A 17478-nucleotide genomic window follows, 5' to 3' on the forward strand; every position below is an offset into this window, starting at 1 on the left:
GGGTAAAGGCGATGCCGCCCAGGCATGCCGTCACTGTTCTGGCGCCGTTTTCTCGGCGCCATTTTCTTTTTGTCTCGCCTGTTTCCTCCTTGCCGGCTCGGACTGACGTTCGGATTCTGAAACGTCTTGCGCTTGAGCTACACTTCCACTCCGACGTGATATCCCCTAGAGTTACGGCGCCTCGGGCCGACGGCCTGCCGGGGCGGAACCTGAGACGAAAAGGAATAAAAAATGAGTTTTGCTCCGAATGGCGGCCTGCCGGGCGGCCTCGGCGGCAGCCCTTTGGGTTCGTTGAGCGCGCTCGGCGGCCTGATCGGGCCTGCGGCATCGACTATCGCAGGAAACCTGGGGCCCCTAGCCGGCGTAGCCGGCCATATCGACACGGTCCAGCGTGCGCTGCAACTCGCGCAAACAGGCTTCTCCCTGATGGAGAAAACGCCCACCGCGGTCGCCCAGGCATTGAACGACGCCGCCGGCGGTGTCGCGCGCCTGACCCAGCTCAACCGCTACGCGACGATCGAGACGCCGCTCGGGCCCGATGTCCTGCTGGTCAGTGCGGCGATCGTTGACGAGTATGTGAATCGGTTGCCGGAGATCCATCTGGATCTGCTCTCGCACCGTCACAGTCTTACGCCGGAGCAATTGATCGGGCAGCAGGTGCGGCTCAAGTTCGATCAACAGTCGCGGATGCTGTCGCTGGAACGATTGACCGCGTCGAATGCCGGAGAAGCGTCTCGCTACTTCGACGGTTACGTGTCGTCGTTCGATCGCGTCGGCAATCCCGGCAAGGTGACGCAATACCAGATGACCGTGGTGCCATGGTTCTGGTTTCTGACGCGCTCGACCGACTGCCGGATCTTCCAGAACAAGACCGCGCAGGACATCCTGCGCGAGATTTTCCAGGAACACGGCTTCGCGGATTTCACGTTCGATCTTCACACCGAGCAAAAGCCGCTCGAGTACGTGGTGATGTACCAGGAGTCCTACTTCAATTTCTGCGCGCGCCTGATGGAGCAGGAAGGCCTGGTCTGGACACACCGTTATGAGAAGGACAAGCACGTCCTCGTGATCGGGGACGGCAATCTCGTCTTCCGGCCGATTGACGGCCTCGCGTCGATGCCGTTCTCGAGCACCGAATCGAGCGAACTCAACGGGATCGACCGGCTCGACGAGGGGCGGCGTTTCGGCGTCGGCAAGATTACCTACCAGGATTTCAATCATCATCAGCCTTCGTCGCCACTGATGCGGGTCGAGGCCGGCCCGCAGAATCTCGATCATGCGAGGCTCTCGTCCACCGAACGGTTCGAGCACCAGTCGCTCTACGATCACGGCGACGACGGCAATCGCTACGCACGTTATGCGATGGAGGCAGAAGAGGCCATTTCGCATCGCTATCTCGGTAGCGGCTACGCATGGAAGATGACCACGTCGGGCCAGGTCAAGGTCGTCGATCATCCGGTGCAGACGAACAATCAGGACTACGCGATCCTGCATGTGCGGCACGAGGCGGTGAACGATTACACGCAGAATGCTGCACAGTTGCCGTACCGAAACAGCTTCGTGCTGTTGCCGATGAAGATTCCGTTTCGCGCGCCACGCATGACGCCGAAGCCGGTGATTCACGGTACGCAGTCCGCGATAGTCGTCGGCCCGAAGGGCGAGCAGATCCATACGAACGGGAGCTGCGTCAAGCTGCATTTCCTGTGGGACCGCCGCGGCAAGCGCGATGGGTCGGATTCCATGTGGATTCGTGTATCGCAGCCCTGGGCCGGCGATGGCTGGGGCGCGGCCGCCATTCCGCGGATGGGTCAGGAAGTGATCGTCGCATTCAATCAGGGCGACCCGGACAATCCGGTGATCGTCGGCCGCATGTTCAACGGGGAGCAGGGCAATCCTTACCATGGCGCGGCGGGCCAGACCATGGGGATCAAGAGCCAGACGCACAAGGGCGAAGGCTCGAACGAGCTGCTGATGAGCGATGTGGCCGGCGCGCAGATGCTGTACATGCATGCGCAGAAGGACATGAACGTCGTCGTCGAGGATGCGCAGATCAACACGGTGCTCAAGGGCGACCGGACCGTCCAGGTCGGGAAGGGCAACCAGGCGACGACGGTGTCGGTCGGCAACCTGACGGATGTGGTGTCGCAAGGCAATACGCTCCATCAGACCCCGCAGGGCGTGCACACGATCGAGGCGAAGGAGCTGTGGATCAAGATCGGCGGCAACGGCGGCACGCGGATCCACATGACGGCAGACACGATCGACATCTACAAGGGCGATTCGGTGATCCATCTCGATACGGCGAACATCAGCATCCAGGCGTCGCGTACCGACATCAATCCGAAGAACGGCTGATACTGAACAGGACAACAACACATGTACCAGATGCATGAGGGCACGCTGGCGCTGCCGGTCGAGTGGCAAGACAAGACGATGAACGTATTTGTGTCGGCAGCGACCGGCACCGAGGGTGTCAGCCTGGTGATTACGCGCGAGCGGCTGCCTTGGGGGATGAAGTTCGACGAGTACGTGGCGAGCGAGATTCGCAAGATGGCGAAGAAGGTGCCCGAATACGCGGAAGTGTCGAGTGTGAAGGCGACCGTCTCGGGTCGCGACGCACACGTTCATGAATTCACGTGGACCAACAACAACGCGTCGATTCATCAGCAATTGACGATGGTCGAGTACGGACAGGTCGCGATGATGCTGACCTTCACCGCGCCGGGTGCGCTGAGCGACACGCAGCGTGAGCAGGTCAGTGCGGTGATCCAGAGCCTGCAGTTGCGCGCCCCGAACTGACGGACTCCTGACCATGTCGGACACGCCTGTATACGACGAGCCGAGCGGTAGCGCTGCGGAGCGCATGGAGCGCCTCGGTCATCTGGAGGATGGCGAGGCGGCCAAGGCTGCCGATCAGCCGTTCTACGAGAACGTCAACAATGTCATGCTCGGCGGCGACATCGGCTGGGCGACGGCCAGCGTCCTCGATGCGGGGATTACCGCTGGCGCATCGGGGTCGGCGATTGGCGGTGCGCTCGCGGTCGAACTCGCGCCCGTCGCGATCGCGATCGGCGGCGCGTGGGCACTGGACAAGCTCGGTGTCACGGACGCGATGTCGCGGGGATTCGTGTGGGTGGGCGACGAGCTCGGTCTCACGATCGGCCATGGCGATCCGCATCCTGCCTGTGTAGGCGATGCGGTTGCCCATTCGATGGGCGCATGGGGTCTTTTCGGCGGCATGCTGGTGGGCGTCGCGGTCGGGGCGATCGTCGCTGCGGCGGTGGTGGCAACGGTCGCGACCGGTGGGCTGGCGGGCGCCGTGATCGTCGGCGCGTGCATGGCGGGCGGCCTCAGTCTCGGCAGTGCGCTGGCGTCTGCCAGCCAGCAGATGGGCAGCGATTGCGGACAGATCATGAGCGGCTCGCACGACGTGTACTTCGAGGGCCGCCAGGTTGCGCGCGTCACCGATCTCGTCAAGTGCGACCAGCACTCGGGCGTGCCGCAACCGCTCGTCGAAGGCAGCCGAACCGTGTTCGTGAACGACCTGCCGCTTGTGCGGATCGGCCACGAAACGCACTGCAGCGCGAAGGTCAATGCAGGTCGCAAAAGTATCTGGATCGACAAGACGACTGCGCAGTATGGTCCGAAAAATCCCGAGCTGACGGCCGCCGAGGAATTCTGGGCGAGCTTGCTCGGTGCGCTGGCCGGCGGCGCAGTCGGGCGGACCATCGGCAAGGGATTCAAGCCGAAATCGACCGAATCGGCCGAGCAGAGCGGCGTCAAGGATTCGCAGAGCAAGTGCGTGAACGACCCGGTCGATGTGGTGACCGGCGAAGTGCTGGAGATGCGCGTTGACCTGGCGATTCCGGGCGTGTTGCCGCTGGAGCTCAAGCGGCGCTACCGGACCCGATCGGACGATCGCGGGATGCTTGGGCACCGCTGGTCGGACAACTGGTCGCAACGTCTGACGATCGAGGGCGACCGGTTCGTGCACTTCCACGACGGCGCGGGGTTGGTGACCGGCTTCGATGCGCCCGGCATGGCACTCGACGGCATCAACTTGCGCGAGCCGCGTTACCAACTCGTCGGCAGTCGTGGCGAGCCGCGTATCGTGGATCGGGATACGCGCCAGATCCGCACCTTCTCGCCGCTCGTCGCCGGGCACGCGTCGCGCGTCGAACGGATCGAGGATCTCGACGGCAACGCGATCGTCTTTTCATACGATGCGGCCGGCCGCTTGAGTGATCTGTCGCATTCGGACGGCTATCGGCTTGCGGTCGAGTATCACGGCCGCGAGATGCATCCCGCGCGAATCGTTCTGCATGAGACCGATGGCGCAACGCGGACGCTGGTCGACTATGACTACCGCAATGGGATGCTGGCCGACGTGGCAAGCTTCCAGTTCGGTCGGTTCCAGTACGATTACGACGAACACGGCTGGATGACGCAGTGGCGAGACACCGACCAGACCGTCGTGTGCTATCGGTACGACGCTGTCGGGCGCGTGCTCGAAACCGGCACGCGACAGGGCTACCATACCGGGCGGTTCGTCTATGAGCCTGGTCGGACCCGGATGATCGACGCGGACGGCGAGTGGGTTTTCGACTACGGCGACGACGGCCTCGTGACCGCCGAAACCGATCCGCTCGGCCACTGTACGCGCTCCCGGTGGGAGCTCGGTCGGCTGATGTCCCAGATTGACCCGGCCGGGCAGCATACCGACTACGGTTACGACGCTCGGGGCCAGTTGATTTCGATGGTCGAGCGTTCGGGGCGGACCATCGGCCTCGCATACGACGATGCGCAGTTGCTCGTGGGCGCGACTTTGCCGAGCGGCGGTCGAATCAGATTCGAATACGACTATCTGCGCCGGCCGACCGCGCGTACCGAGCCCGACGGCACCCGGACGACGTATCGCTATGGCTCGCGCGGCGAACTGCTGCGGGTGGTACAGGGCGATCGCGAGACGCGCCTCGATTACGACGACCGGCTGCGGCTGACCGACATCGAACTACCGAGCGGCGCACGCTTCAAGCGCAAGGTCGACGTACTGGGCCGCATCCTGGAGGAGCTCGCGCCTGAAGGGCACGTGACCCGCTTCGACTACGCGGCAGGCGCCGACAATCCACGCGGCATGCTGCGTGCGGTCACGCGCGCGGACGGATCGGTGACGCGGGTGCGCTACAACAGCGAGGGCTTGCCTGTCGAATGGATTGACCCGCTCGGGCGCGCCGTTCGGCGAACCTATGGGCCGTTCGATCTGTTGACCGAATCGGTCGACGCCGCCGGTCACACGACCCGTTTCGAGTACGACCACGCGACCCGCTTGACCAAGGTCGTCAATCCTCTGGGCGAGTGCCATGCCTACCGTTACGACGCGGGCGGCCGCCTCGTAGCCGAGGTCGACTGGGGCGGGCGCGAGACCCGATACGAACGCGATGCCGCTGGCCGTCTGATCGCGAAGACCTTGCCCGATGGCGGACAGTGGCGCTACGCGTACGACGTGCACGACAGGATCGTCGAAGTCGACGCCGGCGACGTGAAGCTCGGCTACCGCTACGACGCGCTCGGACGGTTGTCGTCGGCTGAAGTGCTCGGCGAGCAGCCGCACGTCACGCGCTTCGCGTACGACATGAGTGGCCGCCTGATCGGCGAGGATCAGCATGGCGAACTCTTGCGGCACGTGTATGACGCCGACGGGCGCCGCAGCCTGCGGGTCACGCCGCAGCGCGAGACGGCCTATGCGTATGATGCGCTTGGCGCGCTGACGCAGGTGGGCGGGCTGGCGATCCTGCGCGATGGCATGGGGCGCGACATCGGTCGACAGGCCGGCGATTTCGTGGCGCAGCAGCAGTACGATGTGCTCGGCCGCATCAGCCGGCAAATCGCGGGGCCGGCGGCGATGTTCGATGCGTTGGCGTCCGATCCGGTCCGTGCGCTGGAGCAACTGAGTAGGCAGACCTATCAGTACGACGTGGCGGGCCAGCTCGAACGGGTCGACACCAACACGGACGCGTTCACGTATCGACGCGACGTGCGTGGGCAAGTCGTCGCGGCGGAAAGTCTGCTGAAACCTGCGGAACATTTCCGCTACGACGCTGCGATGAACATCGCGGCGCACGGGTTGCAGGCACCCGTGGACAGTCACCACTACGCGCCCGGCGGTTTGCCGGAGCGGGTCGGTCATGCACGCTACCGGTACGACGCGCGGGGCCGGACGATCGAGAAGACCGTCGAACAACCGGGGTTCCGTCCGAAGACGTGGCTGTATACGTGGGACGGGCTGAACCGGCTCGTCAAGGTCGTGACACCCGAACGCGGTGTCTGGGTCTATCGCTACGATGCGTTCGACCGTCGCGTCGAGAAGCGGCAGGTGGGTGGTCACCAGGCGGTGAAATTTCTGTGGGATGGCCCGACGCTGGCCGAGCGCTGGGTAGAGCGGCGCGACGGAACGACCGGCCAGGCGGTGACATGGCACATCGAACCCGGCAGCTTTTCGCCGCTTGCGCAGGAGACCGATCTCGGGCTGTATCCGGTACTGACTGATCAGGTCGGTTTGCCGACAGCCGTGTTTGACGAGCAGGGCAAGCCCGTATGGCAGGCCGCGTATTCGCTGTGGGGGAAGCTGCTGCCCGCGAAACAAGCCGCGAACGATGCGTGCGGTGCGGAAATCGATACGACGCTGCGTTTTCCGGGGCAGTGGGCCGACGACGAGAGCGGGCTGAGCTACAACCTGAATCGATATTACGATCCGGATTCCGGTCAGTATCTCAGCATCGATCCGATCGGGCTTGCCGGAGGCATTCGTACCCACAGCTACGTACCCGATACGCAGAGCCAGTTCGATCCATTGGGTCTCGCGGTCTGCCCGCTGCGGTACGAGCGGTACAAGGCGTTCCGTGACGCCGGGTTTTCTGCGGAGGATGCCGCGAAGCTGTCGAAGGGGATGCACGAGGGATATTTCGCATCGCTCATGGGCAAGAACGGGCCAAGATATTTCGACAAACCAGGCGCGACGCTTGGCGCACCGGGCGGCCTGACGTGGCTTGCGCCAGCGGAGGACTATGCGGGTGTCGCGACACGCGCGGATGCCGTGACCGGGACAGGACATGCACCAGGCGTTCTGGAATCCTACATGAAAGGGGACCCGATCTACGGGATCGCCGTGCCGAAGGACGCGGTGGACGTCAGGCCGCCACTGTCGACCGACAGCGGTGCAAACCGCCATTGGCGTCCGGGTGGGTTCACAGGCGTCGAGAACTCGAAGACCGGCGAGTGGACCAGCAGCGGTGTCCGTGAAGTGGTGACGCAGGGCGGCAAGCCAGTGCCGCCTGGATCGGTATTCTTTGAGATGAACGCGGACGGGAGCTGGACTCCCATCAGGAGATATTAATGTCGTGCCCCAAATGTCTGAAGTTTCCCGTACCTACGTCGAATTACGAGGAGATCGCGGTGAACGAAACCATGCAATCCGAACTTTATCGATGCCTCACCTGTGGCCAGTTGATCAAGACGATTGCGCTCGATCACGGGGTTTACTACCTGTCGCCGGAAGAAGCGCGCGAGCAGTTTCCCGGATTTGATCCGTCGAAATACTGACACGGGGTCGCGTTCGACGGGGGGGCGTTGCGACACGTGGAGATTGATGCTCGGCCCACAGTCTGCCCCCTTTGCCAGTACGCCGAACGCGCGCGGCATGCGCCGCGCGAGTCCCGCTTCATCAGGTGTTACGAAAACACCACCGTCCGATCGCCGTTCAGAAACACCCGCCGCTCGATGAATGCCTTCACGGCGCGCGCGAGCGTGAGCGATTCGACATCACGCCCCACCGCGAGCAGCTGCTCGGGGCGCAGTGCATGATCGACGCGCTCGACGACCTGCTCGATGATCGGGCCTTCGTCGAGATCGTCGGTGACGAAGTGCGCGGTCGCACCGATCAGCTTCACGCCGCGCGCATGCGCCTGGTGATACGGCTTCGCACCCTTGAACCCCGGCAGGAACGAATGATGGATGTTGATCGCGCGGTTCGCGAGCTTCGCGCTCGTCTCCTGCGACAGCACCTGCATGTAGCGTGCGAGGATCACGAGCTCGGCACCGCTCGATTCGAAGAAGTCGAGCCACTGCGCTTCCTGCTGCGCCTTCGTATCGGCCGTGATCGGGAAGTGGCGGAACGGCAGCCCGTGCTGTGCGGCCAGCGGCTCGAAGTCGGGATGGTTCGACACGATGCCGACGATGTCCATCTTCAGCTCGCCCATCCGCCAGCGGAACAGCAGGTCCGCGAGGCAGTGCTCGAGCTTCGACACCATGATCAGCACCTTCGGCCGTGCGTTCACGTCGTGGATGGCCCACTGCATGTCGCCCTGCTCGCCGCCGAGGCTGGACGCGATCGGCGCGAATTCGTGGCGCAGTGCATCGATCTGCAGCGTTTCATCCGTCGGATGAAAGACGCAGCGCACGAAGAAGCGGTTGCTGAGATCGTCGTCGAACACGTTCAGCGCATCGACATAGCAGCGATGGCGATCGAGAAAGCCGACGACGGCGGCGACCTGGCCGGCCGCGCTCGGGCACGACAGTGTCAGGACGAATTGATCGGGGCGGTGCTCGGCGGTCATGAGACTCCTCGGATGGCATGGGCGCACGGCCGTGCGGCGGCGCACGAAGGCGCCGCGCCGCGCGGGTAGCGGGAGGCTCAAGTAAATCAGGACGATTTTGGGGCGGATAGAACCAACGCGCCGTGTGGCTGGTATCGGTGCGCCAGCGCGCGGGGCGGGCAGCGCCCGTCACGCGCTCGCGCAGGCGTCGAGCAGCCAGCGCCGGAACACGTGGGTCGCGTCCGGTTCGGGCCGCTGCGGCGGCCGCACCAGAAAGTAGCCGCGCGACGTGACGACCGGCGCGTCGACGAGCTTCACGAGTTGTCCGGACGCGACGAGTTCGTCGACGAGCGGCGACCAGCCGAGTGCGACGCCTTCGCCGAGCAGCGCCGCATGGATCACAAGCGCGTAGCTGTTGAAGGTCACGCCGCGCGCGGCGGCCGCCGTATCGAGGCCGTGTGCGTCGAACCAGCCGGACCACGACAGCCAGCGCTCGGGGCGGGTCGGCTGCACGTGCAGCAGTGGCACGGCGAGCAGGTGCTCGGCCCGTGCGACGTGCGGATGAGCGTCGCGGAACGCGGGCGAGCAGACGGGCGTGACCGATTCCGGAAAGAGCCGTGCGGCGGTGCACGATGGCCAGTGGCCGTCGCCGAACAGGATCGCGATGTCGCCATGGTCGCGCTGTGCGTCGTAATCCTGTGACGTGACGACGCGCACGTCGACGTCCGGCATCACGCGCTTCAGCCCGGCCAGGCGCGGCATCAGCCAGTAGGTCGCGAAGCCGAAGTCGGTGACGATCGTGAGCGCGCCGTGCTCGCGGCGCGCACGCAGCGTCGCGGTTGCGCCGCGCAGCGTGTCGAGGCTCAGCCGCACCGCTTCGTACAGGCACTCGCCGTCGGCCGTCAGCGTGACGCCGCGCGGGCTGCGCTCGAACAGCGGCACGCCCAGTTCGGCCTCGAGCTGGAACACCTGCTGGCTCACGGCCGGCTGGGTGGAGCCGAGCTCGCGCGCGGCGGCCGTGAAGCTCGCGAGCCGGGCGGCCGATTCGAACGCGCGCAGCGCCTGCATCGACGGTAACGGTTCGGATTTCGACATAAGTCTCTCTAATGGCCCCATAAGGGCCGGACGCCTACCCGCGCGAATTCGGGCGGGCGATAGTGCTTCGGACGGTGCAATACCTGCGCTTCTCGGCCCGCTTCAACGCCTTCGTCACGGCCGCTGCGCAACGTATTCCGCGATTCTAGCCAGCGCGGCCCGCCCGCGCGGCACTTTCGTCGAGCCGCTTCCGTCATGCCGGACGTCTCGCTGCGCGAGCGGCGCGCCGTTCCATTCGAACACCGTTTTCCCCACGACAGCCGATGACGAACCCGACACCCAACATCCTGATCCTGATGGCCGACCAGCTCACGCCGTTCGCGCTGCCGGCCTACGGCAATCGCGTCGCGCGCACGCCGACGCTGGACCGTCTCGCCGCGCAAGGCGTCGTATTCGACGCCGCATACTGCGCGAGCCCGCTGTGCGCGCCGTCGCGTTTCTCGCTGCTGACCGGCAAGCTGCCGTCGGGGATCGGCGCCTACGATAACGCCGCCGAATTGTCGGCGCAAACATTGACGTTCGCGCACTACCTGCGCGCGGGCGGCTACCGGACGATGCTGTCCGGCAAGATGCATTTCTGCGGGCCCGACCAGCTGCACGGCTTCGAGGAGCGGCTGACGACCGACATCTATCCGGCCGATTTCGGCTGGGTGCCCGACTGGGACAGCCCGACCGAGCGGCCGAGCTGGTATCACAACATGAGCTCGGTGCTGGAGGCCGGCCCGTGCGTGCGCACGAACCAGCTCGACTTCGACGACGAAGTCACGTTTGCCGCGAAGCAGAAGCTGTACGACGTCGCGCGCGAGCGTGCGGCCGGGCACGATGCGCGGCCGTTCTGCATGGTCGTGTCGCTGACCCATCCGCACGACCCGTATGCGATCACGCGCGAATACTGGGATCAATACAGCGACGACGAGATCGACATGCCGGCCGTGCGGCTCGAGGCAGCCGACAGCGACCCGCATTCGCAGCGGCTTCGCTTCGTCTGCGAGAACGACCGCACGCCGCCCACCGACGCGCAGATCCGCGCCGCGCGCCGTGCCTACTACGGCGCGACGTCCTACGTCGACGCACAGTTCGGCAGCGTGCTGGGCGCGCTCGAACAGTGCGGATTCGCCGACGATACGATCGTGATCGTCACGTCCGACCACGGCGACATGCTTGGGGAGCGCGGGCTCTGGTACAAGATGACGTTCTTCGAAGGCGGCTGCCGCGTGCCGCTGATCGTGCATGCGCCGGGCCGCTTCGATGCCGCGCGTGTGCGCGGGCCTGTATCGCACGTCGACCTGCTGCCGACGCTCGTCGACCTCGCCGGCGCCGCACCGGCCGGCGGCTGGCCTGACCCGGTCGATGGCGCGAGCCTCGTGCCGCACCTGCACGGCACGCCGGCGCACGACGTCGCGCTCGGCGAATACCTTGCGGAAGGCGCAGTTGCACCGGTCGTGATGATCCGCCGCGGCGACTGGAAGTACGTCCATTGCCCGGCCGATCCCGACCAGCTCTACAACCTCTCCGACGACCCGCGCGAGCTCACGAACCTCGCCGACACGCCGGAAGCGGCCGACGTGCTCGCCGCGTTCCGCGCGCAAGCCGCGCAGCGCTGGAACCTGCCCGAACTGGACCGGCAGGTGCGCGCGAGCCAACGGCGCAGGCGTTTCCATTACGCGGCGACGACGCAGGGCCGCATCCAGGCGTGGGACTGGCAGCCGTTCACCGACGCGAGCCAGCGCTACATGCGCAACCACATCGAGCTCGACACGCTCGAGGCGATGGCGCGGTTTCCGCGCGTCGGGCGCTGAGCGTCCCGCATCGCGATCACTGACGAACGACGGAGGAAGCGGACGATGGAACGGCAAGGCAATGCAGCAATCCGGATCGGCGCGGCGCTTGCCGCGGCCGCGTGCCTGATGACGACGCAGGCCGCGCACGCGGCCGACCCGCAGACGTGCGGCGACGTGAAGATGGCGGCGCCCGGCTGGACCGACATCGATGCGACGAACGCGATGGCGGGCGTCGTGCTGAAGGCGCTCGGCTACCGGCAGGACGTGGCAAACCTGTCGGTGCCGATCACGTACCAAGGGCTCAAGAAAGGGCAGGTCGACGTGTTCCTCGGCAACTGGATGCCCGCGCAGGCGCCGCTCGTGAAGCCGTTCGTCGACGAGAAATCGATCGACGTGCTGCACGCGAACCTGAGCGGTGCGAAGTTCACGCTCGCGGTGCCCGATTACGTGGCGGCTGCCGGCGTGCATACGTTCGCCGATCTCGCGCGCTATGCGGACCGCTTCGGCGGCAAGATCTACGGGATCGAGCCCGGCGCGCCCGCGAACCAGAACATCAAGCGGCTGCTGTCCGACCATGCGCTCGGTCCGGCGAACTGGTCGCTGGTCGAATCGAGCGAGACGGGCATGCTCACGCAGGTCGAGCGCGCGGTACGCGACAAGCGCTGGATCGTCTTTCTGGCGTGGGAGCCGCATCTGATGAACACGAAGTTCCATCTGACCTACCTGTCGGGCGGCGATGCGTATTTCGGCCCGAACTACGGCGGCGCGACGGTCAACACGGTCACGCGTGCCGGGTTCGCCGGCCAGTGTGCGAACCTCGCGCGGCTGTTCCGGCAGATGACGTTCTCCGTCGACGTCGAGAACCGGATGATTGCCGACATGCTCGACCACAAGACGTCACCCGCGCTCGCGGCGCAGCATGCGCTGAAGGCCGACCCGGCGCTGGTCGCCGGCTGGCTGGACGGCGTGACGACGGCAGCCGGCGCACCGGGCCTGCCGGCCGTGCGCGCGGCCCTCGACAGTCACTGATTCCCTCCCTCGCGGCGGCCGGTTTTGACCGTGCCGCCGTCTACGTGTTTTCCCGACCGGTCGCATCGTGACCATTTGGTGTCGCCTTCAGACGGGTGACCCGAAATATGGGTTTGTATTTTTCGCCAATGGCTGCGTTATTGCGGAAAACGAAATGCCGAAGCCAGCGGGCGTACTGAATTCGAATCCACCGGCGCATCGCGGCACGCGCCGGGACGAGGTTCTTTCCATCGAACGGTTCAGGGAGGGTGGTCGATAATGAAGCATACGAAAGTTGCCGTAGCCGCCGCGCTTGCATGCGCGGCCTGTGTACCTGCCATCGGGCATGCGCAGAGCAGTGTGACGCTGTACGGGATTCTCGACGCGGGCATCACGTACGTGAACAACACGGGCGGCTCGCACGTGGTCAAGTTCGACGACGGCGTCGCGTACGGGAACCGTTTCGGCCTCAAGGGCACGGAAGATCTCGGTGGCGGCCTGAAGGCCGTGTTCACCCTCGAGAGCGGCTTCCGCCTCGGCACCGGGCAGCTCGGCTTCGGCGGCTCGGAGTTCGGCCGCCAGGCGTATGTCGGCCTGCAGAACGACTGGGGCACGCTGTCATTCGGCAACCAGCTCGACATCACGAACGAACTCGTGTCGATCTACAACATCTCCGCGTGGGGCAGCGGCTATGCGATCCACCAGGGCGACTTCGACCGCTTCAACGGCGACCGCCTGCCGAACTCGGTGAAGTTCCTGTCGAACGATCTCAGCGGCTTCAAGTTCGGCGCGATGTACTCGTTCGGCAACGTCGCGGGCAACTTCCATCGCAACAGCGCATGGAGTGCGGGCGCGAGCTTCACGAAGGGCGACTTCTCGATCGGCGCCGCGTACACGCGCCTGAACAACCCGAACGGCATCTATGCGTTCGACCCGTACGCGATGATCGGCACGCACACGTTCCTCGGCCAGCAGACCGTCACCGTCGATCCGGCGACCGGCGCACGCACCGACCTGTTTGCGAACACGCCGATGGACGTCGACAGCCAGGGCACGTTCGGCATCGGCACGAGCTACACGATCGGCAAGCTGACGCTCGACGGCAACTTCTCGTACACGACGATCAAGGGCTTCGGTCAGTCGTCGCACATGCAGGTCTACGAAGGCGGCGGCTCGTACCAGTTCACGCCGGCGTTGAGCCTGATCGCCGGCTACCAGCACACGCGCTTCGAAGGCCATCACTGGAACCAGGGCACGGCGGGCCTGCATTACATGCTGTCGAAGCGCACGGACGTGTACCTCTCCGGCGATTACCTGCGCGCGTCGCAAGGTGTCGATGCGGTGATCGGCTACAGCTTCACGCCGTCGACGACGCAGACGCAGGCCGACGTGCGGATCGGGATGCGGCATTCGTTCTAAGCAGAGTTGTGTGGGGTAGTGACGTCTTCAGCGAGCGGTCTCTCTTTGGCGCGAACCCAGGTTCGCGCTTTTTTTTGACGGGTGTCAGCGGGCATGCGGCTCGTCCGGTTCAGTGCCGGTCGCCCGGCCATCACCCCGGGATCGGCACCGGGAATGGTCGCTCGACGGTATTGACCATTGCCGTCTATAGGCGCTAGCATCGTCCGCATGCTGAATCGCGCCCTGTCCCCCTCCTCGCTGGTCCGCGCATGTTGTCAGAACATGCCTGGGGGAAGTTGCGTCTAGCGAATTCGCTAAACATTCAAGCAATCGCCTTCCGGCCGCCTGTGATGCAAAACAGGCGGCCTTTTTGTTTTTGGGCCGACACTTTCGGGACGGAGAAACTCGATGCCGCTTGCGCTGTATGACACCTGGTCGCGTACCGTACGCCCCTTCACGCCAATCCGGGCCGGGCAGGCCGGCATGTATGGCTGCGGCCCCACGGTCTACGACGACGCCCACATCGGCAACCTGAGGACCTACGTGTTCGAGGATCTCCTGCGCCGCGTGCTGGAGCGCAACGGCTACGAGGTCCGGCACGTCGTCAATATCACCGATGTCGGCCACCTGACGTCGGATGCGGACGAAGGCGAAGACAAGATGGAGAAGGGCAGCCGTCGGACCGGCGAATCGGCATGGGCCATCGCCCGGCGCTACACGGAGGCGTTCGTCCGGGACTGGCACGCGCTCAACCTGCTCGAGCCGACGATCTGGTGCCGTGCCACCGATCACATCGCCGAACAGATCGCGTTCATCGAAACGCTCGACCGGGCCGGCTACGTTTATCGGACGGACGACGGCCTCTACTTCGACACCAGTCGGCAGGACGACTACGGTTACCTCGCGCGGCTGGACCGCGCGGGGTTGCAGGCGGGCAAGCGGGTGGCGCTGGGCGGGAAGCGGAGCATCACGGATTTTGCGTTGTGGAAGTTCAGCCCGGCCGACGTCCAGCGGCAAATGGAATGGGACAGCCCGTGGGGTCGCGGTTTTCCGGGCTGGCATATCGAGTGCTCGGCGATGTCGGCGAAGTATCTCGGGACGCTGTTCGATATCCATTGCGGCGGCGAGGATCATATCGCCGTGCATCACAGCAACGAGATCGCGCAGACGCGGGCGGCCCACGGCACGCAGCTCGCGAATTACTGGATGCACGGGCACTTCCTGACGCTCGACGTCCATACGAAGATGTCGAAGTCGAGCGGCGACTTCGTCCGTCTGCAGACCTTGCAGCGCCGCGGTGTCGATCCGCTCGCGTACCGCTACCTGTGCCTGACGGCCCATTACCGCAGCAAGCTGCATTTCACGTGGGAGTCGCTCGATGCGGCGCAAACCGCGCTGAATCGGCTTCGGCACCTCTATATCGGCTGGCCGGACGGCGGGCGCGTCGATGCGGATTTCGCTGCGCGATTCGATGCCGAAGTGAACGAGGACCTGAATCTGCCGAGGGCGCTCGCGGTGCTGTGGGATCTGGTCAGGAGCAACCTGCCGCCCGCCACCCTGAAAGCGACCGTGGACAGCTTCGACACCGTGCTGGGACTCGGTTTGCGCGAATGGAGGCCGGTTGCGGTCGATGTTCCGGAACACGTCCGTGTGTTGCTCGGTGAGCGAGCGCGCGCGAGGGCGGAGAAGGACTGGGCGCAAGCCGACCGGATCCGGGACGCGTTGAGCGACGAGGGCTGGAGAGTCGAGGATACGCCGGAAGGGCAACGTCTGTTCGGCACGGCAATGGGCTCAAGCGAGACTGACGTCCCGCCGCATTGAGGCTCGCGGCCGCGTGCATCCGAGGATAGGGGGGCGAGCGACCAACCGGCGGCCGCGGTCAACGCGGCCGCCGGAATCGTCAGCACCGACGTCCACGGCCCGTTTTCCGAGGTTGGCATATCATCGCGCTTTGGCCGCGCCTGCACCGTTGTCGCGCGCACGCACCGGCGTGCGCAGTCGTTTCCCGAACGGTACCGGCGCCCAGCGCCGCCCGCCTAGACTTCGATGACCGACTCCGTGCCCGACCCCAGTCCCTTATCCCCGTTACCTGCCAACCTGTTTCGCCACGTCCCGTTCCAGCGTTTCTGGGGCACGCGCGTGATGTCTTCCCTGGCTTTCCAGATCCTGTCGGTCGCCATCGGCTGGTACGTGTACTCGCTCACGCACAGCGCGTTCGCACTCGGTCTCGTCGGCCTCGCGCAGTTCGTGCCGATGTTCGCACTGACGCTCGTCGTCGGGCAGGTGGCCGACCGCTACGACCGCCGGCGCATCGCGACGATCTGCCAGGGCGTCGAGGCGCTGGCCGCCGGCGTGTTCCTGCTCGGTGCCGCGCAAGGGTGGCTGGCCGCGCCGGCCGTGTATGCGCTCGCGGCGATCGTCGGCACGGCCCGTGCGTTCGAGTCGCCGTCGGTGTCGTCGCTGCTGCCGGCCGTCGTGCCGCGCACCGACCTGCCGCGTGCGACCGCACTGTCGACGTCGGCGAACCAGGCCGCGCAGATTCTCGGGCCCGCATTCGGCGGGCTGCTGTACGGCGTGGGCGCGCCCGCCGCATTTGGCACGAGCGTCGTCGCCTTCGCGATCGCGGCGGTGCTGAGCGGCACGATTCCGTTGCGCAGCGCACCGCCCGCCCGCGAGCCGGTCACGCTGCGCTCGGTGTTTTCGGGCATTGCGTTCATCCGGCGCGAGCCGGCGATTCTCGGCGCGCTGTCGCTCGACCTGTTCGCGGTGCTGTTCGGCGGCGCGACCGCGCTGCTGCCGATCTATGCGCGCGACATCCTGCAGGTCGGCCCGTGGGGGCTCGGTGCGCTGCGTGCGGCGCCCGCGGTCGGTGCGCTCGCGGGCACGCTGTGGCTCACGCGATTTCCGCTGAAGGGGCGACCGGGCCGCGCGATGTTCGGCGGCGTGATCGCGTTCGGCATCGCGACGATCGTGTTCGGGTTGTCGCGGCACTTCGCGCTGTCGCTTGTCGCACTGGCAGCACTCGGCGCATCGGACGTGGTCAGCGTCGTCGTGCGGCTGTCGCTCGTGCAACTGCGCACGCCCGACGACATGCTCGGGCGCGTGAGCGCGGTCAATTCGCTGTTCATCGGTACGTCGAACCAGCTTGGTGAATTCGAATCGGGCGTGACGGCCGCATGGTGGGGGGCGCCGGCCGCGATCGTCGTCGGCGGTACGGCGACGATTCTGGTCGCGCTCACGTGGATGCGGTTGTTTCCTCAACTCACGAACATGAAGTCGCTCGAGCGCGACGCGTGACGTGTGACGCGTCGTGCGCCACACGTCACACGTACGGTCGCGCCGAAGCAATCAGAAGATCCGGTGCCCGAGCCACCACCCACCGGCTGCGAACAACGCAGCCGCGGGCAGTGTCAGCACCCACGCCCACACGATGTTGCCGGCCACGCCCCAGCGCACGGCCGACAGCTTCTGCGTCGCACCGACACCGACGATCGCGCCGGTGATCGTGTGCGTGGTCGACACCGGAATGCCGAGGAACGACGCGAGGAACAGCGTCATCGCACCGCCGGTTTCCGCACAGAAGCCACCGACCGGCTTGAGCTTCG

The 17478-nt window shown here is 65.6% G+C and carries 12 protein-coding genes; 9 read left to right on the forward strand and 3 right to left on the reverse strand.

All coding sequences use genetic code 11. From position 1 onward, the window contains the following. Positions 1-231: 231 nt before the first annotated feature. The 4 genes from tssI to G3O00_RS15695 are packed head-to-tail and all read left to right on the forward strand — an operon-like array spanning position 232 to position 7599. Entirely contained in the window at positions 232-2355 is a 2124-nt protein-coding gene (gene tssI / locus G3O00_RS15680; protein ID WP_174931270.1) for a type VI secretion system tip protein TssI/VgrG, read from the forward strand. A gap of 21 nt (positions 2356-2376) precedes the next feature. Beyond that, positions 2377-2799 (forward strand): DcrB-related protein, encoded by a 423-nt coding sequence (locus G3O00_RS15685; RefSeq protein WP_206143510.1) that lies wholly within the window; start codon positions 2377-2379, stop codon positions 2797-2799. 13 nt (positions 2800-2812) lie between these two features. Further along, positions 2813-7393, forward strand: coding sequence for a DUF6531 domain-containing protein (locus tag G3O00_RS15690; protein ID WP_241025162.1), 4581 nt, complete (start codon positions 2813-2815; stop codon positions 7391-7393). A 59-nt stretch (positions 7394-7452) separates the two neighbouring features. Continuing rightward, positions 7453-7599 (forward strand): hypothetical protein, encoded by a 147-nt coding sequence (locus tag G3O00_RS15695; protein ID WP_174931272.1) that lies wholly within the window; start codon positions 7453-7455, stop codon positions 7597-7599. A gap of 128 nt (positions 7600-7727) precedes the next feature. Here G3O00_RS15695 and purU read toward each other — a convergent pair whose 3' ends face one another. Continuing rightward, entirely contained in the window at positions 7728-8612 is an 885-nt protein-coding gene (gene purU, locus G3O00_RS15700; protein WP_206143511.1) for a formyltetrahydrofolate deformylase, read from the reverse strand. A 168-nt stretch (positions 8613-8780) separates the two neighbouring features. Then, positions 8781-9686: a LysR family transcriptional regulator gene (locus G3O00_RS15705; protein WP_206143512.1), complete on the reverse strand. Its 906-nt coding sequence runs from the start codon at positions 9684-9686 to the stop codon at positions 8781-8783. A gap of 263 nt (positions 9687-9949) precedes the next feature. Here G3O00_RS15705 and betC point away from each other — a divergent pair, with 263 nt between their 5' ends. From betC to G3O00_RS15730, 5 genes are all read left to right on the forward strand, one after another. Next, the gene (gene betC, locus G3O00_RS15710) at positions 9950-11485 is read left to right on the forward strand and encodes a choline-sulfatase (protein WP_206143513.1); all 1536 of its coding nucleotides are present in this window, start codon (positions 9950-9952) and stop codon (positions 11483-11485) included. 45 nt (positions 11486-11530) lie between these two features. Beyond that, entirely contained in the window at positions 11531-12496 is a 966-nt protein-coding gene (choX, locus tag G3O00_RS15715) for a choline ABC transporter substrate-binding protein (RefSeq protein ID WP_206143514.1), read from the forward strand. A gap of 258 nt (positions 12497-12754) precedes the next feature. After that, entirely contained in the window at positions 12755-13894 is a 1140-nt protein-coding gene (locus G3O00_RS15720; RefSeq protein WP_011354197.1) for a porin, read from the forward strand. A gap of 387 nt (positions 13895-14281) precedes the next feature. After that, positions 14282-15694: a cysteine--tRNA ligase gene (gene cysS, locus G3O00_RS15725; protein WP_206143515.1), complete on the forward strand. Its 1413-nt coding sequence runs from the start codon at positions 14282-14284 to the stop codon at positions 15692-15694. Positions 15695-15919: 225 nt separating this feature from the next. Next, a complete protein-coding gene (locus tag G3O00_RS15730; protein ID WP_206143516.1) occupies positions 15920-17170 on the forward strand; it encodes an MFS transporter in 1251 nt (416 codons plus the stop codon). A 51-nt stretch (positions 17171-17221) separates the two neighbouring features. Here the strand turns inward: G3O00_RS15730 and G3O00_RS15735 are convergent. Next, on the reverse strand, positions 17222-17478 hold a 257-nt coding region (locus tag G3O00_RS15735; RefSeq protein ID WP_206143517.1), incomplete at its 5' end, for an inorganic phosphate transporter.

This window comes from Burkholderia sp. Ac-20384, from assembly GCF_017104605.1.
GTDB classification, from domain to species: Bacteria; Pseudomonadota; Gammaproteobacteria; order Burkholderiales; family Burkholderiaceae; genus Burkholderia; species Burkholderia lata.